Annotated in this window: 21 protein-coding genes; 3 read left to right on the top strand and 18 right to left on the bottom strand. The window is 55.9% G+C overall.

Features of this window, described 5'->3' with window-relative positions:
• The first annotated feature begins 47 nt into the window (after nucleotides 1–47).
• Both ampD and ampE read left to right on the top strand, forming a co-directional pair.
• On the top strand, nucleotides 48–611 hold the full coding sequence (ampD, locus tag ACXADJ_RS10765) for a 1,6-anhydro-N-acetylmuramyl-L-alanine amidase AmpD (RefSeq protein WP_475065659.1): 564 nt from the start codon (nucleotides 48–50) through the stop codon (nucleotides 609–611).
• Nucleotides 611–1,678 carry a regulatory signaling modulator protein AmpE gene (gene ampE / locus ACXADJ_RS10760; RefSeq protein ID WP_475065657.1) on the top strand — a complete coding sequence of 356 codons (1,068 nt, stop codon included), beginning with the start codon at nucleotides 611–613 and terminating at the stop codon, nucleotides 1,676–1,678. Before ampD ends, ampE begins: the two co-directional genes overlap by 1 nt.
• Nucleotides 1,679–1,747: 69 nt before the next feature.
• Here ampE and ACXADJ_RS10755 read toward each other — a convergent pair whose 3' ends face one another.
• The 5 genes from ACXADJ_RS10755 to ACXADJ_RS10735 all read right to left on the bottom strand — a co-directional run bounded on the left by ACXADJ_RS10755 (nucleotide 1,748) and on the right by ACXADJ_RS10735 (nucleotide 5,904).
• Nucleotides 1,748–2,089 carry a PilZ domain-containing protein gene (locus tag ACXADJ_RS10755; protein ID WP_028294620.1) on the bottom strand — a complete coding sequence of 114 codons (342 nt, stop codon included), beginning with the start codon at nucleotides 2,087–2,089 and terminating at the stop codon, nucleotides 1,748–1,750.
• A gap of 114 nt (nucleotides 2,090–2,203) precedes the next feature.
• The gene (locus ACXADJ_RS10750; protein ID WP_475065654.1) at nucleotides 2,204–2,599 is read right to left on the bottom strand and encodes a globin; all 396 of its coding nucleotides are present in this window, start codon (nucleotides 2,597–2,599) and stop codon (nucleotides 2,204–2,206) included.
• 679 nt (nucleotides 2,600–3,278) lie between these two features.
• Nucleotides 3,279–3,752 carry a Dps family protein gene (locus ACXADJ_RS10745; RefSeq protein WP_051219547.1) on the bottom strand — a complete coding sequence of 158 codons (474 nt, stop codon included), beginning with the start codon at nucleotides 3,750–3,752 and terminating at the stop codon, nucleotides 3,279–3,281.
• Between the two features lie 374 nt (nucleotides 3,753–4,126).
• Nucleotides 4,127–4,615: a hypothetical protein gene (locus ACXADJ_RS10740; RefSeq protein ID WP_475065649.1), complete on the bottom strand. Its 489-nt coding sequence runs from the start codon at nucleotides 4,613–4,615 to the stop codon at nucleotides 4,127–4,129.
• Nucleotides 4,615–5,904, bottom strand: a complete 1,290-nt coding sequence (locus ACXADJ_RS10735; RefSeq protein ID WP_475065646.1) for a hypothetical protein — start codon at nucleotides 5,902–5,904, stop codon at nucleotides 4,615–4,617. Before ACXADJ_RS10735 ends, ACXADJ_RS10740 begins: the two co-directional genes overlap by 1 nt.
• Nucleotides 5,905–6,186: 282 nt before the next feature.
• Between ACXADJ_RS10735 and ACXADJ_RS10730 the strand changes: the two genes are divergently transcribed.
• On the top strand, nucleotides 6,187–8,241 hold the full coding sequence (locus ACXADJ_RS10730) for a putative bifunctional diguanylate cyclase/phosphodiesterase (protein ID WP_475065642.1): 2,055 nt from the start codon (nucleotides 6,187–6,189) through the stop codon (nucleotides 8,239–8,241).
• A gap of 417 nt (nucleotides 8,242–8,658) precedes the next feature.
• Here ACXADJ_RS10730 and ACXADJ_RS10725 read toward each other — a convergent pair whose 3' ends face one another.
• The 13 genes from ACXADJ_RS10725 to ACXADJ_RS10665 form a co-directional block, all read right to left on the bottom strand.
• Entirely contained in the window at nucleotides 8,659–9,891 is a 1,233-nt protein-coding gene (locus ACXADJ_RS10725) for a methyl-accepting chemotaxis protein (RefSeq protein WP_475065639.1), read from the bottom strand.
• A gap of 18 nt (nucleotides 9,892–9,909) precedes the next feature.
• Nucleotides 9,910–10,272, bottom strand: coding sequence for a response regulator (locus ACXADJ_RS10720; RefSeq protein ID WP_245582692.1), 363 nt, complete (start codon nucleotides 10,270–10,272; stop codon nucleotides 9,910–9,912).
• Between the two features lie 12 nt (nucleotides 10,273–10,284).
• Nucleotides 10,285–10,542, bottom strand: coding sequence for a hypothetical protein (locus ACXADJ_RS10715; RefSeq protein ID WP_475065637.1), 258 nt, complete (start codon nucleotides 10,540–10,542; stop codon nucleotides 10,285–10,287).
• Between the two features lies 1 nt (nucleotide 10,543).
• Complete coding sequence (locus ACXADJ_RS10710) at nucleotides 10,544–13,426, bottom strand: chemotaxis protein CheA (RefSeq protein WP_475065633.1); 2,883 nt, start codon at nucleotides 13,424–13,426, stop codon at nucleotides 10,544–10,546.
• An 8-nt stretch (nucleotides 13,427–13,434) separates the two neighbouring features.
• A complete protein-coding gene (locus ACXADJ_RS10705) occupies nucleotides 13,435–13,806 on the bottom strand; it encodes a response regulator transcription factor (RefSeq protein ID WP_475065628.1) in 372 nt (123 codons plus the stop codon).
• Nucleotides 13,803–14,642 (bottom strand): CheR family methyltransferase, encoded by an 840-nt coding sequence (locus ACXADJ_RS10700; RefSeq protein ID WP_028294631.1) that lies wholly within the window; start codon nucleotides 14,640–14,642, stop codon nucleotides 13,803–13,805. Before ACXADJ_RS10700 ends, ACXADJ_RS10705 begins: the two co-directional genes overlap by 4 nt.
• A 2-nt stretch (nucleotides 14,643–14,644) precedes the next feature.
• The gene (locus ACXADJ_RS10695; protein ID WP_475065623.1) at nucleotides 14,645–15,277 is read right to left on the bottom strand and encodes a HEAT repeat domain-containing protein; all 633 of its coding nucleotides are present in this window, start codon (nucleotides 15,275–15,277) and stop codon (nucleotides 14,645–14,647) included.
• Between the two features lie 3 nt (nucleotides 15,278–15,280).
• A complete protein-coding gene (cheB, locus tag ACXADJ_RS10690) occupies nucleotides 15,281–16,477 on the bottom strand; it encodes a chemotaxis-specific protein-glutamate methyltransferase CheB (RefSeq protein WP_475065621.1) in 1,197 nt (398 codons plus the stop codon).
• A gap of 54 nt (nucleotides 16,478–16,531) precedes the next feature.
• Nucleotides 16,532–18,070 carry a chemotaxis protein CheW gene (locus ACXADJ_RS10685; protein WP_475065618.1) on the bottom strand — a complete coding sequence of 513 codons (1,539 nt, stop codon included), beginning with the start codon at nucleotides 18,068–18,070 and terminating at the stop codon, nucleotides 16,532–16,534.
• A gap of 18 nt (nucleotides 18,071–18,088) precedes the next feature.
• Complete coding sequence (locus ACXADJ_RS10680) at nucleotides 18,089–20,002, bottom strand: methyl-accepting chemotaxis protein (RefSeq protein ID WP_475065614.1); 1,914 nt, start codon at nucleotides 20,000–20,002, stop codon at nucleotides 18,089–18,091.
• Between the two features lie 346 nt (nucleotides 20,003–20,348).
• Complete coding sequence (locus ACXADJ_RS10675) at nucleotides 20,349–21,968, bottom strand: cryptochrome/deoxyribodipyrimidine photo-lyase family protein (RefSeq protein WP_475065612.1); 1,620 nt, start codon at nucleotides 21,966–21,968, stop codon at nucleotides 20,349–20,351.
• A gap of 6 nt (nucleotides 21,969–21,974) precedes the next feature.
• Nucleotides 21,975–23,399, bottom strand: coding sequence for a DASH family cryptochrome (locus ACXADJ_RS10670; protein WP_475065609.1), 1,425 nt, complete (start codon nucleotides 23,397–23,399; stop codon nucleotides 21,975–21,977).
• Between the two features lie 13 nt (nucleotides 23,400–23,412).
• Nucleotides 23,413–23,901 (bottom strand): thiol-disulfide oxidoreductase DCC family protein, encoded by a 489-nt coding sequence (locus tag ACXADJ_RS10665; protein ID WP_475065606.1) that lies wholly within the window; start codon nucleotides 23,899–23,901, stop codon nucleotides 23,413–23,415.
• Nucleotides 23,902–23,942: the final 41 nt, after the last annotated feature.

Below are 23,942 nucleotides of genomic sequence, written 5' to 3'. Positions count from 1 at the left end.
GGCTTACAGTGATACTGCTAACAACTGTCAGGCATCGCAGGTACTACATGAAAGTGATTGACGGCAAGCTGGATGCAGCCCACTGGCTTCCCTCGCCCAATTTTGGTCCTCGGCCAGACAACGCCGATGTGTCGCTGCTGGTGATACATAACATCAGCTTGCCTCCCGGCCAGTTTGGTGGCGGCCATGTGCAGGCGTTTTTCAGCAATCAGCTCGACCCGTCGTTACATCCCTACTTTGAAGAAATCCATCAGCTGCAGGTATCGGCGCATTTGCTGATTGAGCGTGATGGTTCCATCACCCAATTTGTAGATTTGCGAGACCGCGCCTGGCACGCCGGAGTTTCTTGCTACGAAGGCCGCGATAACTGCAACGACTACTCCATCGGCATCGAAATGGAAGGTGACGACCATACGCTGTTTACCGATGCGCAATACGCCGCACTGGCGCAAGCGAGTCTTGCCATTACCCAGGCTTTCCCGGCGATTGGCCGACGCATTACCGGCCACGAACATATTGCCCCGGGCCGCAAGACCGACCCCGGCCCATGCTTTGATTGGGACCGTTACCATCGCCAGCTTGATTCGGCGTCTGTTCAGGAGGTTTGTTGATGAAATTTCTGGTGTTGTTCATCGCTGTGCTGTTGCAGCAGCAGGTGCCTGCTGCCAGCCGCTTGAACCAGCGGTTGGGGTTTGACCGCTTTATCGGACTGTTTGAGCGTTGGAGCGGGTTTCAGCGTTTGGGTGCGGTAGGGCAGTTTGCGCTGGTGGTGGTGATTCCGACCATCCTGGTCGGTGCCTTGTTCTGGTGGCTGGATTCGGTGGCCTGGGGGCTGCCCGCATTGCTGGCCGAAATCGTGTTGTTATTGCTGCTGTTGGCGCAGGCCAATATTGGCAGGCCGTTGCGGCATTATCGCGAGTGTTTGGCCAACGGTGACCTTGAAGCGGCTTATTTGTGCGCCCGACAAACCATCACGGTGCCGGGGCTGGAAGCAACGTCTGACGCCGAAACCATGAACCAGCAGGTGCTGAAAGCGGTGGTTTACCGCTGGTTTGAGTTCTTCTTTTTGATGGTGTTCTGGTACGTGCTGGCGGATGTCGCTGGTGTCGTGTTGGCGTGGCTGACGCTTAATCTGGCTCGTTACCAGCAAAATCTGCCGCAGTTTCGTTGCATGGATGACGCGGTCGCTGATTCTGTTAGTGACCAAAGCCAGGACACGGTATCCGATTGTGCGGTGGCAGAGCCTGAAGAAACTGACGCTTTGTTGGCGGATCAGACTGAACCGGAACATAACGCATCAGCCAGCCCGGAAACTGAAACAGGCAGCAGCCGTGAGGGCGTCCCCAGCCGGCTGGCGACGACCTGTTTGTATTGGCTGGAATGGGCTCCAGCCCGGCTGCTGGGTCTGACCTACTGCCTGGCAGGTAATATGATGATGGCGCTGCCAGTGTGGCGTTCGTTGTTATGGAACACCGGAGCGTCCAGCCAAAACGTGCTGGGAGACGTTGCCCGTGCGGCACTGGGCAAACAACCCCAAGGCAGCAGCTGGCATGATTTCTCAGACGATGCCGAAGCGGCGTCCGCAGAGCTGGACGAATGGCATCAGCTGCATTTACGCAGTGAGTCTGTCTGGCTGGTGATGATTGCCGTGGCGACCATCGGCGGTTGGTTGATTTAAGGGTTGATCAGCCGAGCATAAAAAACGGGCCTGAGTTGGCCCGTTTTTTATGGCGATAAGCACGCTGGATCAGGATGCCTGACGGTAGCTGCGAATCATGGTGTGCATGGTCGGGCAAGGGGAGTGCAGGCGGCAGCCAACACTGTACAGGCTTGGGGTCAGAGGCTTGCTCCAGACCACTTCAATTTTGCAAAAGCCGGTGCGGTGCAGCTCACTGGCAGGTCTTACGTCGACCAATTCCAAACCCAGTTCGGTACCGGGTTCTATTGATTCGTAGCTCGAAAACATCATTCCCTTGTCTGAGCAATTCAACAGCAAGCCAACGTACGACAAATCATCGGCTCGAAACACACTGACGTTGGTCGTCAGCTCATTACGCGGTTCTTCTCGCAGTTCATGCTGTTTGGTCATGGCGACCTCCTTCACTGGATGCGTTTTAAACAGACTGCTTTGTTTCAGTGTAGGAGGTCAATCGGCAATGACTGTCTCAATAAGACTTTTTCGGCATTAAATTGGCCAAATTGATCAATACATGCTTTTGATCAAGTCGATGCTGGGGCTAAGGGTGCGTCGCCAGATCTTTTCCATTTCGGGGGAAAATTCGGGATCATGGCGGTACAGGGTTTCTATCAGGGCATCCAGCCACAACCCATAAAACGATGGGTTGATGTTCATTCTGCTACGGCTGTGGCTTTCGCCGAGGGCACGGATTTTGGTGTCTGGCATGCCACGAGCACGCATCACCAGCCAAAGAATACCGCTACGCAACAGTGCCCGCTGGGCTTCCATGTTGGTATTCACGAACATATCCCGCACATCTTGCGACTTGGACATGAAGATATCGTAGAAGTCTTCAAAGAAGATGATGTTGTTGCAACTACGACCATAACTCTGGAAAACGATGTCGGCATCGTTGTTCATAAACTCTCCTGATTTCTGCGCTGGGTGTTGGTCGGCGCGGCTCTCTCTGGAGTCGTTGTTGCAACCTGGGCTCTGTGGCCTGGTTGTTTGCCGTACCGGGTTACCCGATTGACCCTGTTTCCTTCAGAGCACATCCATTCGATCCATTGTCTTCCCGGGCATTCGGAGCGGTGCAACTCAGGGCGTGGCCCGAGACTGCATGCTTGCGTGGCAGCTCCCTTAATGATGCTTCTGCCTGCACGGGTGGTTATGGCAAATTTGAAAAGAGCGTGTCATTTCGAGTTCGATGACTGCGCTGGCGGCTGACGCCAAGGCAGGCATAATCCAATCGATATGCTCAGTGGGTATTTTGTAGGTTTGCCAGACAATTTTCCATGCTGGTTCGTTTATTAACCATATGTTCAGTATGGAAATGGCAAATTCGCGCGGATATTACCAAAATGTTGCAGGGAAGAAGATATCCAAAACGTCAGATAAAAGGTCGGATTGCAGAAATATGTGTTCTGTGAACGAAAACCGGTGACTCCATAGCATTCCGGTTGCGGTGCTGAGGGAATAGGAGGGAAGCGGAAGGAACGAATGTCGTCCCCAGAGGATTGGGTTGCAGGCTGATCGCAAAGGCAAACAGCCGACTAAGTCGGCTGTTTGCTACTCAGGGGACTTGTGTTTTAGCTGGTGCTTACTCTTCCAGCAGAGCGCGCAGCATCCAGGCGGTTTGTTCGTGGACGGCCAGGCGTTGGGTCAGCAAGTCGGCAGTTGCTTCGTCGTTGGCGACGTCGGCCAGTTCAAACAAATCCCGAGCGGTTCGAGCGGCGGTTTCGTGGCCTTGAGCCAGAGTGGCTACCATATCCAGCGCTTTCGGTGGCTTGGTTGGCACATCTGGCAACGAAGTCAGCTCAACAAACTGGGCGTAAGAACCCGGTGCGTAGTGGCCCAGCGAGCGAATACGCTCAGCGATGGTGTCGAGTGAGTTCCACAGCTCGGTGTACTGCTCTTCAAACATGGTGTGCAGGCTGTTGAACATCGGGCCTGTCACGTTCCAGTGGAAGTTGTGGGTGGTCAGGTAGAGGGTGTAGCTGTCTGCCAGCAGGCGTCCAAGACCGTTGGAAATCTGTTCGCGGTGGCTGTCACTGATACCAATGTTAATGCTCATAATGATCTCCTGTTGCGTTGTTTCACGCTTATGTTGGATGGCTGTGAGCGAATTTGTTCCGCTTTTAGCCAAATACGGTTGCGATCGGCGCTGTGTCTCTGTGCCGCTGTCGATGAAGTAATAATAGCGATTGGCTATGTTATTTTTGAAACTGATTGTCTGGATTGATTTTATAGTTTTTAGCTATGGAGTTTCAAATCCCCATAGCTGTCCTGCTTTGTGATGCAACTCAAGGAGCGACCGTTGGCGGGCAAAAGCGTGTTTGCAAAGGGATCGAGGGAGCGTGGTGAGGCTGGCTTGGCGGGGCAAGGGTCCTGGCCCAAGCCCAGTGGCTTGGGCTTGGGTTTGGGCTTGGTTAGCTCAGGAGCGCTTGATTACAGGTCGTCGGCGTATACCACTTGCAAACCTTCGGGCAGGCTTGCTTCGCTGGAAACGTAGCCGACGCTGCCCGGGTGTTTGGACAGGTATTCAATCAATTCCTGCTCGCTGCTGAACTCTTCCGGCGGCGTTTGACGGCCGGTGAATTTCATTTGCGCCCAGTAAGACTGAATGCGGTTTTCGGCCATGCCAATTACTTCGGTGTTGAAGCGGGTTCTCAGCTGGTTGCCGGGTTGCAGGGCAACCGGCTCAAGGCCTTTGCCGACGGATACGCCCATAAACAGGTTGCGCACCTGGGAACGGGTCAGCTGAATCGAGCCATCCTGATTGTTGGCAACCACCAACAGGGAATGCTCGGCCTTGGCCTCAGCAGCACTTAGGCTGAACATCATCAGCACGGTGGCCAGTAAATGTGGTTGGCAAATGCCAATGCGGCGGTTCAAAAGAGTCGATAGGGTCGATACCCAGGTCATCAATGCGTTCATCAGAAAATCCACTCCCAGCCGATTTGGTAGAGAGTGCCTGTCTGGGCTTCAACGTCCTGGGACGAATCCCCTTCGTTGACGAAAAAGCCGCTGTAGGCGCTGGTTTCTTTCAGGTAGCTGATGTCGGTTTTTAACGCCATATTCAGGCGGAAATCCCAACGGGCTCCCAGGGTAACGCTGTTCATGCCTCCGGTAGGAATGCGCTGGTAAGCGGTGTAATAGCCCGCTGCCAATGGATACAGCGGGGTGGTCGGGTCGGCCAGAAACGGCTGTAACTCATTGGATGGCTCGGTGCGTGTATTAGCGGAGCTGGCGAATGTCAGGTGCAGGGTCCAGTCCTGAATGTAGCGCCCGGCGCTGAGGTAATAACTGGTTTGCGTCGGCGAGAAGTCCAGATCGGTAACGGTTCGAACCCATTCGGCCCGGTAAAAACTGGTGAAGTCCTCGTAGTCGGCGCCAATGCTGTACACGTTCACTGGCCCCTCTGCTTTGAGCGTGGACGAGGCATCGTCAAATCCGGCTTGCTGTAACGCCGTCATCAGTGGCGTTAAAAATTCCATCCGGGTTTGAGAATCGCCGGTGTGGTAAGCCAGTCGCAAGCCCCAGTGTCCACGGCGTAATTCGGCGTTGGCGCCATACATGTTGTCGACCTTGGCATCGGCGCCCAGTCGCGAACCTGCAATCATGACGCTGTCACTGTGGTAGTAACCGTATAGCCCCTCAACGCGAACGGCGAAGCTTTCACCGGCAAAGTTGTAACTGACGTTGGCGCCTTTAAAGGTAGGAAATAGCTTGTTGTTATACAGCTGCAATGGCGGTGACACCCAAGGGTAGGAATAGCCCACATCAATGCTGTCGCTGTAATGGAAAAACGGCATCCGTAGCTTGCCGGCTTTCAGTTGCCACTGATCATTAAGGCTGTAGCTCAAGTAGGCCCATTCTATACCGGATTCTCGACCGGCTCCGCTATGGCCAACCCACTGCAGGGTGGTGCTCAACCGGTCGTTGATGTGCCAGGTGGGCTGCAACGCAATCAACGACTGTTGGTGCAGACTGACGCTGTCGCTATACCCATCAATACTGTGGTTGTCTGACTCCAGGTAGCCGCCAATCACGCGAACGATGCCAGACAATTCGATGTCATCGGTCAATTTGGCGGCGTTGGCCGACGAGCTTAACGCAGTGGCGACGCCCAGCATCGTCAAGGGTGCTAACAGCACAGACGTTACGGCGGCCAGCAAGGGCCGTCGTCTGGTATTCGCAGTGGCAGAGATAAGGCGTGTCTTCACGAAAAGCTCTCTGTAATGGAGTATGCAATAAGGAATCAGATAATTTGGGTTCCTTGAAAACAGTGTAGAAGCTATCGGGCGGCTTGCCATATTCCACAGCGATTTGATGCGGGTAATTCCAGGGTATATGAGACGCTACAGGCGAGGACTACCGGCGGGTTACATTTGGTAGTAATTCATTACGTTCTGGCCTGATTTGTTGGCCTCGGGTTTGCCATGTCGGGCGTCGGAGCGACTAGAGTTAAAGGGCTATCTTGCGGGAATCCACAGGTACCCTTTGACGTGAATAGTATTCGTACATCCGTTGTTATCCTCAGCCTTCTTTTTCTGACTGCCGTGGCAGCATCGGTGTTTTTGCTGTCGCTGCGTGAGCATAAGGAGCTGTATTCCCGCTACGTTCAGAGCGATTTGCGAGCACTGTCGGAAAACATGTCCAACGACCTGGTGGATATCCTCAACCAGCAAGACAGTGCCTTTGAACTCAAACGTTATTTGCTGAGCCTTGACCCCTATAAAAACATCCGCATTGCCGCAGTGTATGACCCTGACTGGAACCAGCTCGACCTGTACCACGGTCAGGCTGGCTTGCGCGAGGGCGATGCCGTACTGGCGGTGGTCAGTCGTTCGTTGCAGTCACTGGGGGAAGGCATTCACCCCGTTGAAGGCGATCTGGTGGCGGTGCGCAGCATTGGTGATCCGGCGTATCGGCTGGGTTATCTGGTCATCATCGACGATTTTGAGGGCCCGATTGCGGCCAGCACCCAAAAACTGATCACCCGACTGTTGCCTCCCATTGCCCTGATCATGATTTTGCTGGCGGCAGCATTTTATTTGCTCGGCAACAAGTGGCTGGCACCGCTGACGCGGTTGAGTGATTTTGTTGAAGAAGTCAGCCGCACCAAAAACTACGCCCTGCAAATTCCGCACGGCGGACGCTTTGAAGTTCAGCGCCTGAGCAACAACATTCACGCCATGATGCGGGTGATTCAGGAAGAGACCGAAGTTAACCGCGAGTACGTGGCGCTGCTGGAAGAACGCAAGGCCGATACCGAATATCTGGCCAATTACGACAGCCTTACCGGGCTGTCGAACCGTAACCGTTTTATGACGTTGCTGGCCCATGCGCTGGAACATTTGGAAAGCAACAACCAGCATCTGGCGGTAATGTACGTCGACCTTGATGGCTTCAAGCTGGTAAACGATTCGTTGGGGCATGAGGTGGGCGACAAACTGCTGGAAATGGTGGCGCAGCGGCTGGTGTCCATCGTGCCGGACGAAGCCACCGTGTCGCGCCATGGCGGCGACGAATTTCTGGTCCTGCTGCGGGAATGTCCACCGCGGGCCAAGCTGGAACAGCTGGCCGATCTGGTGGTGATTGGCCTGATGCAAAAATATGTGATCAATAGCTGGGAGGTAAGGGTGTCTGCCAGTGTTGGAATTGCAACCACCTTTGACTCGGATGCTGACACCCGCGACCTGATTCGCAATGCCGACGTCGCCATGTATACCGCCAAAAGCCTCGGCAAGAGCCGCTACAGCTTCTTTAACTCCACCATGATGGACAACTATCAGCGGCGGGTGGACATTGCCAACTCGATTGATACCGCACTGGCGGAAAACGAATTCAGCGTATACTACCAGGAAAAGGTCAAACCCGATGGTACCCGGGTTGGTGCAGAAGCGCTGGTGCGCTGGACCAGTAAAACCCTGGGGTTTGTATCGCCAGCGGAGTTTATTCCAATTGCCGAGCACTCCGGCAAAGTCTCTGACATTACCCAGTGGGTGATTGAGCGGGTGTGTTCCGACTGCCGCCATGTGTTCAGCCATGTGCCGCAGCCGTTTCAGGTGTCGATTAACCTGTCGGCCCACGACCTCAAGAAATATCACCTGATTGGTTTTATCAAAGGAGCGTTCATCAAACATGAAATCCCGCGGGGATTGATTGAGTTCGAAGTGACCGAACACGCCTATCTGGATAACCTCGACGTTGCCAACCGCTTCTTCGATGACATTACCGCCATGGGCTGCCGGGTGGCGCTGGACGACTTCGGAACGGGTTATTCCTCCCTCAGCTACCTGACCAAAATCCCCATCGACTTGATCAAGATCGACAAGCAATTTGTCGACAACATTGGCCGCAGCGAACGCGACGACGCCCTGGTGATCACCATCATCGAAATGGCTCGCCGGTTGGGCATGGAGCTGTGCGCCGAAGGTGTTGAAACGGTCGAGCAACGCCAATTTCTTACTCGCCATGGCTGCGATATTTTTCAGGGCTACCTGTTCCACAAGCCGATGAAGCTGACCGATTACACCAGTTTGCTGAAGCAAGATTGAGGTTGGCTGTGGTCTGGTATGTCGGGTGTCGGGTGTCGGGTGTCGGGTGTCGGGTGTCGCGAGCTTATCCGACCGAGTCATTGATAATGGTGTGGATACCCGCTTTCCCTTTCGCGAATAAATTCGCTCCTACAAATTCGGCTGCCAGCGAATCCCCAGTGCTGGCGATGTATTACGCGTTCCGCTAATACATCCTACCCATAGATTTAGAGCCTGTGGGAGGTAGCTTGCTGCCGATGGTACGCCATTCCTTTGTAGGAGCAGGCTTGCCTGCGAACAGCTTGGATAGACAGAGAGCAGGCTACCCATGAGTGCTATCGGGCTTGGTGTGCTTGGGGGCTTAATGTGTTGGGGTTTCGGATAAGAAGAACGGATGGGCAGAGCGCCCATCCGGTACATAGCTGTTCAGAGGGGGTTCTAGAACAATTCAATCTTGGGTCTTTCGGGTTCATCAGATTGGTTGGTGTCGACGCCGTCGAGCAGTTCGCGGTGGATGTCTTCCTGTTCTTTCATGGTGTATCCCTCTCGGAGGGATTCAATGATGTCGCTGAGGTCCTGATCGGTGGTCAGTTTGCTGATGTCTGGCTGTTCGCTGATCACTTTGAAGCGCGCTTCACACAGGTTGAGGCCTTCCTGTACCTGTTCGATCTGCTGGCGGGCGATGTCCTGGAACTGGCTGCGGCTGAGCACCGTCAGTACCGAGCTACGCACGTAGCTGACGGCTTCCTGGGTGTTGTCGGTCAGGTCATCGAGGGTGTGAACCGCTTTCTGGAACTGGTTTGACAGGGTATTCACCGAGTGATTAATGGTTTGCAGCCATTCCACTTCGTCGACGGCGCTTTGCTGGGCTTCTTCCAGACGATCCATTTGGCCGTCTACCGTGGTTGACACCTGGAAGACGCTGTCTTCAATGCGGGCGGCGGCGTCTTCAATCTGGTTGGAGAGCGTGCGCACTTCGTCGGCGACCACTGCAAACCCTCGTCCGGCTTCACCGGCACGGGCCGCCTCGATGGCGGCGTTCAGTGCCAGCAGGTTGGTTTGCTTGGTCACTTCGCGGATCACTTCAATCAATGGCTTGAAGGTTTCCACCTTGTTGGCAATGTCGGTAATGGCTTCGGACTGTTGTTGCTGGTGGCTTTCACGCTTCTGACGGTAGGCGGACATTTCTTCCAGCAGGTGTTGGCTGGAAGCCATGGTGTTTTCCGCTTCGGCGGTGATGTCCTGGGCTTCGAGACGGCGCTGTTCAAACACCTTCAGAAACTCTTCTGAGCGTTGGCTGATTTTCAGCACCCGTTCCATGATGTCGGTGGCGGCGTCATCGGCCAGTTTGTTGGTGGTTTCCAGGTGCGCATTCAAGAGCCCAGCCAGTGGGCTAAAGCTGCACAGCAGCTGTTTAAGAGCCTGGGTTCTGCCTGCAATGTCGACATCGGTGTCGCTGCTTCGTTGTTTTTTGCGCTTTTGAACAGCCCCTGCGGACTGGATCACCAGGTAGGTGAATATGCCCATCATGCCGCTGCTGAACGCCCACAGATAATTGCAGTAGGGTGTTGGGATAAAACCACCAAAGGTGAGCACGCCCACGCCTACCAGCCAGCCTGCCAATCCTGCGCCGACCAATTTTGTATTTTTTTGCAGGTACTGCAGATTCATACCAACACTCCCCGGAGATCAGGCGCCTGGCAGGATCTGACGTAAAACGCGAGTCAGGTCCTGGGCGGATACAGGTTTAACCAGCCATCCGGTGGCCCCCAACTTTTTCGCTTCATCCCGTTTCTGGGCCTGACTTTCGGTGGTCAGGGTCAGAATCGGGGTAAAGCGATTGGCGCTGCTGGAACGGACCTTGGCAATCAGTTCCAGACCGTTCATCCCCGGCATGTTGACGTCGGTGATGATCAGATCGACCTTATTACCATTCAGGTGCTGTACGGCGTTGAGTGGGTTATCGCATGTTTCTACCCGATAACCGGCCATTTCCAGCGTCGAGCGCACGCTCATCAGCATGGTTTTGGAATCGTCGACAACGTATATCATCTTAGCCACGGGCTATTGCTCCTCTTTCAGCGCTGCGTCACCCAGACAGGTTTGCAGCCATTGGCTCAACCCCAGCCGCTCCGGCCAGGCGATGACTTTTGGTTGAGCCGCCATCAATACTTGTAGCGGGGCACTGTGAATGTGTTCGAGTGCGGACATATCCAGTTCGGTGCGGTCCTTGTCCTTGAACCAGGCCAGTAGCTCGTCGGCATCCTCAATGGCGAGGGTGTCGCTGAGTACCGCGCGGCGTTTCAGCAGTCGCATGGTCATATCAGATCAGCTCCCTTGGGTTGAGTACCATCAATACCGAACCATCTCCCACCAGTGCTGCACCGGAGTAGGCCGATACGCCGCCCAGCACGCTGCCGGTCAGCGGCTTCTGAATGATGTCGGCCGAGCCGCGGAAGTTGTCGACCATCAGGCCAACGGTTTCTGCACCTACCCGAATCACCAGTACGGCATATTCACCTTCTTCATTAAGCATAGGCAGAGAATCCAGATTCAGCAGCTCGTTGAGGCTTTTCAGTGGAATAATGCGGTTGCGCAGGATGGTGGTTTTCACCTGTTTGAGCTCGTGAATATTGGCTTTATCCACGCGCACGGTTTCCAGTACCTGATCCATCGGAATGCCCATCAGCTGACCGTCGGTCTCGATCATCATCACCCGGGTGACGGCAATCGACATTGGCAGCTGAATGCGAATACGGGTGCCTTTGCCCGGTTCGCTGTCGAGCGCCAGCGTGCCGTTGACCTTGTCGACAGCACGGCGCACGGCGTCCATGCCAACCCCACGGCCAGAGAGGTCTGATACGGCGTCGGCGGTGGAAAAGCCGGCTGCCATCACCAGATTGACGGCCTCGCGGTCGGTCATGCGCTCGGCAGTGGCTTCGTCGATGACGCCTTTTTCAATCGCTTTGCGTTTCACCACTTCGGGATTGATGCCCTTGCCGTCGTCGGCAATTTCAATCAGTACCCGGTCGGCTTCCTGGGTGGCTCGAATGCTGAGCTTGCCGGAGGCGGGTTTGCCTGCTGCGGTGCGCACTTCAGGGGTTTCAATGCCGTGGTCGAGGCTGTTGCGGACAATGTGAATCAGCGGTTCGGCCAGCGATTCGATGATGTTCTTGTCGGCTTCGGTGTCTTCGCCCTCAATCGACAGCTGAATGTCCTTGCCCAGACGGCGTGAAATATCCCGCACCAGTCGAGGGAAGCGCATCGAAATAAACGAGAACGGCATCATGCGAATTTGCATGATCGCGTCCTGCATTTCTTCTGAAATACGATTGATGACGCCGTACTGTTCTTTTAACTCCCGTGACAGATCCCGGCTGCCGTAGGCCTGATCTTCAATCCCCAGTTTTTCCGCTTTTTGGGCCAGGAACGGCAGGGCGTTTTTGGCCACCACCATTTCGCCGATCAAACTCATCAGGCGGTCGATTTTCTCCTGATCCACTTTCAGGCTGCGGCCGGTCGGCTGACTTTCTGCGCGGGCAGGCTCAGTGGCGGGCTTGGCCGCTGGCGCTGGTTTGGCGCTCTCGGAAGCTATTTGAGCCGAAGCTGTTTGACCTGCTGGTTGAGCGGGCTCGGTTGCCTGGGCTTCTGTAGATGGAGCTTCTGCGGACGGAGCTTTGGTTAACGGAGCTTCGGCCGTGTTATCCACGTTGGACGAGCCTGCATCTGCGCGTGTTTCGGCTCTTGTTTCGGCAGGGGAAGCAGGTTCCAGCAGATTCTCCAGCCAATCGGTCATTGGCGCACTGTCGCCTTGCTCCAGTGCGGTATCCAGGTGTTCTCGCAGGGTCGCTTGCTGGTCGTGTTGACCAATCGAGCTCATGCTGTTCAGCAGTGAGTTACCGGCTGCCTGCACCCGGCCACTGGCCCATGGCGAATCGTCTTTCAGCCCCAGAATGTGTTGCTGTGTTTGCAGCACTTCGTTCAGCTCCGGGCTGAAGTCTACCGGGTTTAGCGGAGCCGCGTAGCCCTGAGTATTATGGGTGCTGCTGACGCCCCCAGTGTCGTGATGGCCATTGAAACCGTGCAGTTCGGCCAGCAATTGCCAGCTGTTTTCAAGCAGCGGCGAATCGGGCGATGCCGACGCCACCAGTCGAATCCAGCGCAAGGCAACATGGGCCTGACAGTCTTCGTCGCTGGCTTCCAGCTGGTGGGTGACCAGCGTCATCAAAGCATCATGGTCACGACTGGCGTAGGCGTGGTGCAGATGCTCCAGCGCATCGTCAGGCAGTGGCTGATGTGGCAAATGCTGGTCGATGGCTATCAGTTGCTCCGGGGCCACCGAGTACACACTCAGGGCTTCCGGGTTGTAGCGGAAATGGTCGTCCAGTTCTTCAGCACTGGCACTGGTCAGAGCCCAGAATTGCAGCTGACACTGGAACGGGTCCAGCTCATCGACGCTGGCCAATGGCTGACGGGTTTTCACGGCTCCCCAGAGGGCGCCCGGGCACTGCATGACCTGAAACAGTGGGTCTTCACCCGTGAAAAAGCAGGTTTCTTCGGGCTGGTAATGCACCAGTTTCACGTCGCTGCCTGCAATGGCTTCGCTGACGGCTTCGTGGCGTACCAGCTCTGGAATATCGGCCAGCGGGCTGTCGTCGGGCAAAGGCGTCACAGCGGTTTCAGCTGCTGCTTCTGTTTCAGCTGCTTCAGATTTGTCACTGCCATCCAGCATCCGGTTGGCGTCAGCCAGTGCTTCGGCGTCGCGGTCTGTCTGACTCACATCCTCTGTGGATTCGTTTACCTGTTCGCTGCTGGTGTCCGCAGGGCCGGCGGTTATCCGCTCCAGCATGGCCCGCAAAGCGGCTTCCAACTGGTCGGCGCGCTCCTTGTCGTTACCGGGGTTGCCGTTAGCTTCGAGGTCGTCCAGCTGCTGGCTGACAAAATCCATGCAGTCGAACAACTGGTCGTTAAGGTCGTGACTGAACAGATCAGGGTGGTCGCGCAGCTCGGTCAACAGGTCTTCACCGGCGTGCAATACCCGGGTCATGTCCGGGAAGTCGAACAGGCCGCTGCTGCCCTTGAGGGTGTGAACCAGCCGGAACAGCTCGTTCAGGCCTTCGGCAATGTCGCCGCCTTTTTCCAGCCCCAGCAAGGCTTCGCTGATGCCTTGCAGTTGTTCCCGGCTTTCGGAGACGAATTGTTGCATTAATGGCGTCATTGGTTCGGTTCCCCCATCAGCAGGCGGGCGTAGGCAATCAGTTCATCCGGCTTGGTGGGTTTTACCAGATACAGATTGGCGCCCGACAGGTAGGCAATTTCCTTGTCGCGGCCAGCGGCTTCGGTGGACACCATCATGGCAGGTGCCTGATCGATGGACTCGGCCCGCAGTTGTTGCAGGAATCCGTAGCCGTCCAGCTTGGGCATGTTGATGTCGACAATGTAGAGGTCGAACGGCGTTTCGAGGGCTTTTTCCAACCCTTCCATGCCATTAACGGCTTCCTCTACCTGATATCCTCCGGCCTCCAGGATGCTGCGGTTGTACATCCGGATAGTGCTGGCGTCATCAATGATCAAAACTCGTTTCATGACTCCTCCAAAGGCTTCTGGTAAACGATGGCGCCGGGAAATTTGCGAACCTTGAACAGCGGCGAAATGCGCCCCATGGATTCGGAATGTCCCAGACAAATAAAGGCACCAGGAGCCATGACGTCGAACATCGCTTCGGCCGCGGCTTTACGGGATACGTCGTCAAAATAAATCAGCAGGTTGCGGCAAAAAATCACATCAATGGGGCGGTAACGACGCACGTCGGCGACGTTGGACAAATTCACATGGGTAAACTCAACCGCCGAGCGCAGGTCGTCGCAGAGTTGATACTGCAAACCGACCCGGCTGAAGTAACGGGTTTTCCAGGACGGTGGAATCAGGCGAATCGAACGCTCGGAATACAACCCCTGCCGGGCGGTGTTGAGGATGCCGGTGTCGATGTCGGAGGCAATCAGTTCAACGTCCCACTGGTTGATGCCGGGCCAACGCTCCAGCAACCACATGGCGATGGAGTAGGGTTCCTCGCCGGACGACGACGGAATGCACCAGATCCGAATGGGTTTGCTGCGGTCGTGGGTTTTACAGATTTCCGGCAGGATTGACTTCACCAGGCAGTCAAACTGGTAATCCTCGCGCATGAAATAGGTTTCGTTGACCGTCAGCAGGTTGGTCAGGTGTTGCAGTTCTTCACCACTGGCCTGAAAGCGCAGGGTGGTGAAGTATTCCCGGAAGGTGTCGTTGCCGGTTTCCCTGACGCGTTCAAGCAGGCGCTTATCAACAAAGTAGCGCTTGGTATCCTCGAACTTGATGCCGGTTTTGCGATAAAAGAATTCGCGGAAGGTGGCAAATTCCTGATCGCTGATCAGTTTGCTCATTGTTACTCCGCTGAACTCTGGATTCGTTTCAGGGCCATGTCGGCGGCGAACTGCACGTAGGCTTCGTCTTCGTAACGAGAGCCAACCCGTTGCAGCGTTGGAATGGCGGCTTCGGTGCCCACTTCTCCCATCAGGTCGAGGGCGGTGCACACCACGTTGAGGTGGTCGTCATGGTCCAGCACATCGATTAACCACTGCTCGACGTGCGGGTGACGTAACGACTCAAGAATGTTGACGGTGAAAATACGCACGTCCGGGTCGTCGTCAGCCAGTAGCTCTTCAACAATCTCGGCCATCTGGTCTGGCATTTCCTTCATCGCTTCAATGGCGTCGTTGCGCAGCCGGGCGTCTTCTGAGCGCAGGCACTCGGCCAGTCCGAAGACGGCCTCGCGGTCGCCAATGCGGGTCAGCGAGGTGAGGATCACCTGGCGCACCACCGCTGAGGTTTCTCGTTCAAGCTGGGCCAGCAGCAACGCCGTGGCACCTTCGTGATCAACAATGTCCTGAGCCGCCTGGCGGCGCTCCAGCGGATGGCTGCCTTGCAGTTGCTGTTGCAGTTCTTCCAGTGTTTTGGGAGTCCCTGCCTGCTGCTCGGATGGCAGGTTGTCATCGTGGGTACGTTTCACCAGTGCCATGGGTTATCTCCGGAATTTACGCGACCAGGCAATCATGCGGTCGGCAATGCGATCGGCAGGCACCACTTCAATGGCGCCTCCCTTGCGAATCAGGGCGTCAGGCATGCCAAACACCACAGAGGATTGTTCGGACTCGGCCAGTGTGTGGGCACCGGCGTGACGCAGTTCAGTAAAGGCGTTGTCGCCGTCGTAGCCCATACCCGTCAGCATCACCGCCATAACATTGGCGGGTTTGCAGGTTTTCAGCGCTGAAATGCCCAGTCGCTCAACCGATGGGTGCCATAAAAACTCAGCATCTTCAGGTTTTGGCATGGCGCTCAGGCGGGAACCTCGGCGCGACAACAAAATGTCGTGGCCGCCTTGTGCGATGTAGATATGGCCATTGCACAGCACCGTGGGGCTGTTGATTTCCTCGACCTTCAGAGCGCACACCCGGTCGAGTCGGTCGGCCAGCGATTTGGTAAAGCTTTGTGGCATGTGCTGGGCGATCAGCAGTGGGCACGGCAGGTCTGCTGGCAAATTGGGCAAAATATCTTCCAGCGTACGAGGGCCGCCGGTCGAGACGCCGACAATGATCAATGGGTCGTCGACGTTCAGTTCGTTGTAGTTGGGGATACCGGGCTTAAGGTCACCACTGATACCAGTGGGCTGCTGTACCGGGCGTTTGCTGGTGCGAGCACTGCTCGACCCGGTATTGGTTGTTGTTCGAGCGGTGCGGGCAGAGCTGCGTGTCGCCGGTTGTTCCGTGCTGCGGTCAGCCTGTCGGGCAGAGGCGCTGGCGGCAGCTGAGCGTGACGGTTTTTTCAGTCGTGCCCGAGCGGCCGAACGCACCTTGCGGATCAAATCGTTGTGAATGGCGTCCAGCGACAATGAGATGGTGCCGCCGGGTTTGGCAACAAAGTCGATGGCACCCAGGTTCAGGGCTTCAAAGGTGGCCAGCGCGCCGCGTTCGGTCAGTGACGACACCATCACCACAGGTACCGGGCGTTCGGCCATCATGATGGACAGCGCTTCCAGGCCGTCCATTTCGGGCATATTGATGTCCAGCGTGACCACATCGGGTTCAATGCTGGTATTCATGGCAACGGCTTCGGCACCGTTACGGGCGACATGAATGTCGTAGCCACCGACCTCTTCAAAAACACTGGTCAGGTGTCTTCGCATCAATGCGGAGTCATCAACAATCAGCAGTTTCGTCATGGCTTGCTCGTCGTACTCTCAAACAGTTTTTCGATGATTGCCATGGCGGAGAGCTCAGCCCGCCGCCAAATCTTTGAGCTGGTCCATCTCGTCCGATACCATCAGGAAATCGGCATCCAGCAACTGGATCATGCGGCCTTCCACTTTGAGGTTGGCCATGCGAGACAGCAGCCCGTGCTGGGCATCGGTCATCTTCGGTGTGGCTTCGATCTGGTCGCGGGACAGCTTCAGTACCTCAGTCACCAAATCGACAATAAAGCCGGTTTTGACCCCTTCGATGTTGAACACCACGATGCGTTGACGCTCGCTGCGTTCGATTGGCGTCAGTTCCAGCCGGGTACGCAAATCGACCACCGGCAGCACCACACCACGCAGGTTGATGATGCCTTCCACAAAGGCCGGAGCTTTGGGCACCCGAATCAGGGTGTCGGGAATGCGCACGATTTCCTGCACGGTATTGATCGACACCGCAAATTCTTCGTCGCCGAGTCGGAATACCACCAGTTGTTCGTCGTCGTCATCGTCGCCCCATTCTTCGGTTTCAACGTCTTCATCCAGCATCTCGGTCTCCTGCTGCTGTAACGATTCCTGAATCTGTTCGTTGCCTATCAGCTGTTCGGTGGCAATGATGGATACCAGCCGTTTGCCTTGTTCCAGTCGGCACAGGGCTGCGATGTCTTGCAGGTCGGCTTCCTTGGCCAGAATCGGCAACATGGGTTCGATCAGGTTGAGATCGACCCGCAGCACTTCGTTAACGGCATCGACCACAACCCCCAGCGACGCATTGCCAACGTTGAGCACCACAATGCGGCTTTTGTCATCGAGGGTTTTCTGTGGCAGGTGGAACAGGCTGCTGAGGTTCACTAATGGCAGCAGTCGTTCACGCAGGTTGATGATGCCCAGAATGTGCTGGTCGGCTCGCGGCACCCGGGTAATGCTGTCGGGCAGCTGGACGATTTCCTGTACCTGGTCGATGTCGATGGCATATTCCTGGCCGGCCACTTCAAAGCTGACCAGCTGACGCTTGTCGTCTTCATCGTCTTCGTCCTGATCCTGCTCTTCATCGCCAATGCCCTCGAGCCCCAGCGAATTGTCGGTGACCATCTGCTGCATCTGGCTGTAGTCGGCTTGCAGCAGGGCGGCCAGATCCAGAATCATCACCAGTTCGTGGCCGCCGGTGTTTTTGATCACGCCGGACAGCATTTCACGGTCGAGCGATGAGCTGACCTGGTCTGCCGGTTCGATCAATTCCGGCTCGACGTCGATGACGCTGGCAACGCGGTCGACGGTGAAGCCAACGTCCTGACGGACGTCGACCACGATGGCGCGGCTGGCGTCGTCATGGTCCTTGTCTTCAATGCCAAACAGGCGGCGCAAGGACAGAATGGGCAGTACCTTGCCGCGCAAATTGGCCAGGCCGATCAGTGATGCTGGTGCCAGCGGCACCCGCACCACCTCGGGTACCCGGATGATTTCCTGCACCGGTGCCATTTGTACGGCAAAGGTTTCGTCGGCCACCTTGAAGGTGACGTACTGATGCAGGTTTTCCGGCTCGTCGAGCAGGGTATTGTCTTCAGCCACGGACGTGTTCATGGCAACCTCCGCGGGTTATCAAGCGCTTTGCAGTTCGTCTGCCAGAGAGGCAATTTCTTCAATGGCGGCGGCCAACTCGTCGGCGCCCCGGGACTGTTGTTCAGCGGCTGCGGCGGCTTCGTCGGCGGCTTTTTCAGCTTCCTGGGAAGCGGAAGCGATTTGCTCTGTACCGGTTTTCACTTGCAGGATGGCGGAGGAGATTTCATTGGCTGCGGCAAGAATGTCTTCAGCGCCGGTCGCTACTTCGGCAATGTCGGTTTCGATGGTGCCGAGGTTGTTGGTAGAAGCGAGGGCTTTTTCGGTTTCTTCCTGGGCGGCGGTGGCGATTTCACGCAAGTCGGTGCTGACCAGTTGAATCTGATCCTGAATACCACGCACCAGATCCTTGATGCGGTCGGCGTTTTCGGCCGAGTCTCGTGCCAGATTACGAATGTCGGTCGACACCACTACAAAGCCCTTGCCAAATTCACCCGCGCGGGCGGCTTCAACCGAGCCATTCACGGCCAGCATGTTGGTTTGAATGGATACCGTGGTAATGGCTTCAACGATCTTGTCGATGCGGCGGGAAACCAGCTCGAGGTCTTTCACCTGTTTCACGCTTTGGTTAGTGGCTTCGACCGACAGGGTGATGCCATGAATCAGCTCTTCCACGCCTTGTTTGTTTTCACCCAGCAGCTCGGTGACTTTATTGACGATTTCAAGGTTTACCTGTGAGCGTTCCTGGGAAATCTCAAGGCCTTTTTCAATCTGGTTTACCGCCGCAGAAGACTCTTCGGTTGCCGCTGCAGCCGATTGGGCACCACGACGAATCTGTTCAATCGCTGCCATGATTTCGGTGGAGGACTGGTTGATTTCCTGTACGGCCGAGGACAGCTGTTCGGCACTGGAGGCAACGTCTTCGGCGGATTTTGCCACGTCGGTGCTGTTGCGCAGATCTTCAGACAGCTCCAGCAGTGCCTGAGCCGCTTGTTCACATTCAGCCAAGGCACGGGACTGTTCGCCGACGGTTTTGGTGGCTTCAGACGCTGCCGAAGCCTGTTCTTCCGAGGCCGCTGCAATGTCTTGCACGCCTTTCAGGGCTTGCATGGCGGCGGTATCGGATTGCTCGGCGCCACTGGCGATTTCTTCTGCGCCTTTCACCACGGTCGACATGTCTTTACGGATATTGGACAGCTGTTCGGTGATGGCTTTGCCTTTTTCCACTTCGCCTTCGACGGTTTCGGATGCGGTCTTGATGCCACCGGCGATGGTTTGTACTTCGGACTGAATTTGCTTGACCAGATTCTGAATCTCGATGGCACTTTGTTCGGAGGTTTCGGCCAGCGTGCGAACTTCGTCGGCGACCACCGCAAAACCTTTGCCGTGCTTACCGGCGCGGGCGGCTTCGATGGCGGCGTTGAGAGCCAGCAGGTTGGTCTGGTCGGCGATGCGCACCACGGCTTTAACGATTTCGCCAATGTTGGCGGCCTGGGATTCCAGTTCTGACACCATGGTCACAGACGCTGCCTGACGTTTGGCGGCTTCACCGACGTTGGTGACCAGGCTGTCGATGCCAACGGAGGTTTCCTTGGCCAATACCTGCAAGGCGGTGCAACGGTCTTTGGCGGTTTCGGCGGCGGACAGCTGACGACGGATGTTGGTGGTGACTTGTTGGAACGCGGCCAGCGACTCCTGAGCGGCGCCGCTGGATTGTTCGGCACCAACGGAAATCTGTTCAGACGCACTGTTAAGTTCTTCCGCAGCGGAGGCCGCTTCGGTGATGCCAGCACTCAACTGGCTGGTGGCCGAGGCGATGCGCTCAGCGGCCTGTTGTTGCTTGGCCAGTGTTCTGGCGCGCTTGCGTTGGGCTTCGGCCTCACGGGCTGCGGCAGGGTCGGCTTTGGCGGCCGGTGCTGATTGAGAGAGCGGCGCATTTTTCTTAACAAGAGCCATAGTTCCTGTCTCCGGGCAAACAAGGTTGATTCGATTGAAGCGGCCGGAATTGGAACAGTGCGTCGGTTGGCGACTGGAACGGCCGTGGTAAATAAAACCTAGATGGCTTGTGCCCGGTTTGCCTGTTGGCTGGGCAGAGGTTGTTCCGCAATGACAGGTTAGACTTGTTGTTACTTTCTTATATGGAAATTATACAAGGCTGAAAAGCGGTTGTTTTGACACCTGATCGTCAATTTTTGATCGCCTGGTAATAACCGTTCAGCTTTCAGGAGGGGCTAAGGGGGGGCTGGGAGGGGCTAAGAGAGGCTGTGATGAGAGGGACAGCTTGTATATTAGGCCAGAGTCCCTAAAACAAACTCAGCTGAGACTGCTGGTCAGATATCACCGTGCGCTTGCGTGAGCGGTTTTGGCCCATGCTATTGCGTTGTCTGGAGCCGTGTTTGTGGCCGATACCGCGGGCCTGATCGCGGAATTCGGCACTTTTGGTCAGCCCTTTCAGGTGACTGCGGGCTTCGCGGATGGCTTGCTCGAAATTCACTACCGGAGCGGGGTAGTCGCGCTCGATCATCATGCCGCAGTCCTGCTGCTGGCGCAGATTCATCAACCACGGCTGGTGGATAAAGCTGTTGGGCACGCTGCGCAATGCAGGCAGCCAGCGGCGGATGAAGACACCATTGGGGTCCAGTTTAAGCGCTTGTTGAGTGGGGTTGTACATGCGCAGCACATTGATGCCGGTAGCACCGGATTGCATTTGCGCCTGCGGGTAGTGAATGCCGGGTTCGTAGTCGACAAACAGCTGTGCCAGCCGTTGGGCGGGCTGTTGCCAGTCTTGCCAAAGCGGGTAGCAGGCAATCGACATCAACATGGCCCGCATCCGAAAATTGATCCAGCCGTGGTGCTGCAAGTATTTCATGCAAGCGTCTACCAATGGCCAGCCTGTGCTGCCGGTTTCCCAGGCGTGCAGTAGACGAGGGTCGTTGCCGCCACTGCGCTGGCGTAAATCGCGGTAGGCGGGGTGTAAGGATTGCCACTCGGATTCGGGTTCGTCTTCGAGTTTCTGAATGAAATGGCAGTGCCACCACAGGCGGGATTCAAAATTGGTCAGGCTTCCGAGCCACTGTCGTTGTTGGCGGTCGGGCTCGTGATGACTTTTGAGTGCCTGTTTTAACTGCTGAATACGCTGGCGGTTGTGTAATTGCAGCTCTTTCAGGCTGATGCAGCCCAGTGCCAGGTAGGGGCTAATGCGTGAGCAATGATGCTCCGCACTGACAGGGGAGCTGATGGAACCACGGTAATATTCACCGCGTGAATGGTAAAAACTGTTAATCAGCTGGTGGGCCATCTGTATGCCGCCACGCTGGCGACCGGGGCAAGGGCTTTGATCAAAACCCAGCGATGGGAAGACTGGCTGGTTGAGTACCTCTACCGACAGCAAGCCACAGTGGCCCTGCCATTGCACCAGCGGTAGCTGGCTGGGTGTTGGTGTAACGGGCTGGTTTAACCATTGCTCGCGCCAATCGGCCCATTGATCGCGGTTGGGGTTCGGGCGCAGTACGCCGAACTGACGATCCTGCTGCCACGGAACCTGATGCTGCTTGCACCAGCGGCCAACGGCTTTATCACGCTCAAAGGTCCAGTAGTTACCGGTTTCTTCATGGCTGTACAGGTGCAGTTTGGCATGTTGGGCGAGTTTTTCGAGGCAGTCTGTTAATGAGCCAATGGCGATGTGCAGGCCCGTTTGGGCGCCAGACAGAGCGATCAATGCCTGATCCAGATCGTTGAGGCATTCTTTGGTGAACAGCCACTGGCGGCTGCTGGTATCCGCTTGCTGCCAGTACTCTGGTTCAACAACGTATAAACACAGCAGCTGACCCCCTTGTTTTCGAACCGCTTCGTTTGCCTGAACCAGCGGCCTATGATCGCGGACACGGAGATCACGCTTGAACCAGACAATGTGCAGGTTCATTGGCCCTTACCGTGCCTTTGACAGGTTTTTGGATTGATCTTTAAGCAGCTCTTTAGACAGCTCTTTGTGTTTGACCGTGACGATTGGCGCAGGATAGTCCTTCAATCGTTGTTGGCCCTGCTGATGCTGGCAAATTTGCTCCAGCGTGGTGTCTTTCAGCTCGGGTAACCAAAGGTGAATGTGGCTCAGCTCCGGGTCGTACTGGCGCAGTTGCTTGTTCAACATAAAGTAGCGGCCATTGCGTGGGTCGTGACCACTGCCAGCAATGTAGCTCCAGTTGCCCCAATTGCTGGCGACGTCAAAGTCGATCAGGTGTTGTTCAAACCAACGTGCTCCCAAGCGCCAGTCCAGCTGTAATTCATGAATAAAAAAGCTCGCCAGGATCTGTCGCAGGCGGTTGGAAACAAATCCGCTTTGGTGCAGCTCGTTGAGCCCGGCATCAATCATGGGGAAGCCGGTGGATGCGTTACACCAGGCATCCCAATTAGTTTGGTTAAACGCGGGTGGGGTGGTCAGATCGCCGGCTTTCAGGCCGCTGTAAGTGAAGAATCGGTGCTGATGCACGCGCAGCGACCAGTGAAAAAATTCCCGCCACAGCAGCTCTTGCTTGAGCCAGTCGGAGTGCCCGGAGCTACCAAATTCCGCCTCGTAATCATTAATTTGCTGCCACACATACCGTGGCGACAAACTGCCCCACGCCAGCCAGGGGCTGATCTGGCTGGAATAGTCGTCGCCAGTCAGGCGGTTGCGAGTGCTTTTGTAGTGGTCGATGGCGCGTCGTTGCCAGAGGTATTCCTTTAGCCATTTGATGCCTGGCTGCTCACCGCCCAGGCGGTTGAAACCTGGGTGGGGCTGCAAGTGCCAGTCGTCTGGCCATTGAACGTTGCCGGGCACATCGGGCGTCCAGTCGGTCAGCAGCAAAGGTGAGGGGGTGGTTGGCTCTGGCGGTAGAATATTCAGTTTGCGCTCAACCTGTTTGCGGAAGCTGGAAAAACTGGCGGGGAAGCTGTTCTGATTCAACAGTGGCGCCAACTGTTCTTCACTGAACAGCGTTTGCGACTCATACGTGGTGACCGTCATGCTCGGCTGCAATTGTGCCAGCCAGTCGGCTTCTTCAGGTGCTTGTGCCGTATGAGTCAGCAGTTCAAACGGATGTTGTTGATGCAGCTGCGTCAAGACCTCAACCGGATCGCCGCTGGTCAGCGTCAGGCGGATGTTTTCCTTGTACAGGTCACGGTGTAACTGAATCAAACAGGTGCGCAAGAACCTGGCTTTGACAGCACTGAGGCGGTGGGTGCCATGGCCGTCTTGCTGTAACCAGTGGGACGGCAGAATGTAGATCACCGCCAGAGGTTGCTGCCGTTGGCGAGCCAGTTCAAAGCCCGGGTGGTCGTGCAGGCGCAGGTCATTACGAAGCCAAAGTAACTGCATAGCGGCGCTCCTGTTACCGATTGCGGGCTTGGAGGTCATTGCCACGCTTGCCTTTAACGTCTTGATCACGAGCTGGAATGCGGCAGCCGTCATTGCAGCTGTTCGGTGAAAAAGCAGCTTTGAAGTTACCGGTGAGCAGCGCAGAAATACGATGGCGCTGACTGGCAAACAGCAGATAGAAACGATCGGCAATGGGGGCGGTGATGCGCCAGCGCAGTGGCGCGGTCAAGTGGCCTTTGCCAACCAGTGACCATGCCATGTGGGTTACGTCGAGTCCTTTGATAACCCGGCCGTCCTGGGTTTTACCGTGCAAGATGCGGTCTGCCTCGACCGCATTGATGTCAGGGTGATGGGCCGCCAGCAAAGCATCGGCATCCGCTGATGCCAGATCGAATAACGCAATCCGGCCGTTGGTATCCAGCTTGCGCAGGTGCTGCATTTCCCGACTGCACAGAGGGCAGTTGCCATCAAAGAATACCGTCAGTTGTGCATTGATCGTCATTACTAGCTATCCAAAACTTGTACATACCTTGTATATAGTAG

Source organism: Oceanobacter sp. ABM4_470 (assembly GCF_056158645.1).
The sequence above is the reverse complement of the archived record's forward strand: the minus strand, read 5'-3'. Positions and strand labels throughout refer to the sequence as shown.